1 protein-coding gene is annotated in these 1002 nt (G+C 35.0%); it reads right to left on the bottom strand.

Going from position 1 to position 1002, the window contains the following annotated elements; all coding sequences use genetic code 11:
- Positions 1 to 823: 823 nt before the first annotated feature.
- Positions 824 to 991, bottom strand: a complete 168-nt coding sequence (locus OC705_RS02540; RefSeq protein WP_304514067.1) for a hypothetical protein — start codon at positions 989 to 991, stop codon at positions 824 to 826.
- Positions 992 to 1002: the final 11 nt, after the last annotated feature.

Here is a 1002-nt window from a genome sequence, read left to right as displayed (position 1 = left end):
TATTTATGGTAATGTCCGGGTTTCCCTTATAGTTACGCATTTTTTTAATTTTGTCCCAAGAGTAAACATTCCATGGTTCGTATTGGGTTTCCCTTTTATTAAGATAAGAAATCTCCCAAGTTGAACCTATATTAAGTTTATTCATTCCCTGCTGGAGTTCTCTTTTCAGAGAGTAGCCATTTGATGAACAATATTGAATTCTATTCGATGTTCGTGAAAAGTTTAGTTTCTGGTGAAACCGTTGTTGACACAATATATCAACCTCTTTCTCGATACCATTGAATAAATAATAAATTACTTTCTTTTTTCGCCCTATAAGAGTAATTAACTCTCTTCCTGGTAAGCCGATTAACTAAATTATTCCAAATCTAGGTTTACCCTTACGACTACTAAAAAGATTCTTTATCCTTGACCATCCAGACTTTTATTTCCGGATTAGTAAACTTAATTACTTAGTTTTAGGATTCTCCAAGTTACACTAAATTTCTACCTTAATTCTTTAGGGGAAGTATCCTCTTTTGGAGGCTGATTCCAGGTTTCTTTCTTTGATAAACTACTCAATACGAATAACTTGTATTAGTAGACTCTGGACTGTCCGTTTCAGCAACTTTCTAAACAGGTCTTCTTATTACATCAATTTTCCTTCTTAGGCCATCTCAGGCTTCTCCATGGAATTATTTGGTGGCGGAATCATCTTGACTAATTTGCTTTCGTCGCAACCCGCTTTTATGGTCTGCTTTAATCTAACCTACTTTCGTTTGTTAGACCGACCATATCCTTTCAGGGTTTATCTGCCCTGGCTATTGGTTAGATAGCACGAAATTTAGGCCTCTTTGGCGCCCTTATTCGAAGAATAAATTTTCATTAATATTAATAAAATATATGGATAGATTATTTGCGTTTCAATCTCAAAATTTGTCTTTCTAATATCTATTACAAATAGCCCCCATCTAAACCGGACAAGCAAGTTTCCAAGCATCCGGCTTGCCATAATTTATCCTC

The sequence above is a fragment of the Candidatus Phytoplasma fabacearum genome, assembly GCF_030586805.1.
GTDB classification, from domain to species: Bacteria; Bacillota_I; Bacilli_A; order Acholeplasmatales; family Acholeplasmataceae; genus Phytoplasma; species Phytoplasma fabacearum.
The sequence above is the reverse complement of the archived record's forward strand: the minus strand, read 5'-3'. Positions and strand labels throughout refer to the sequence as shown.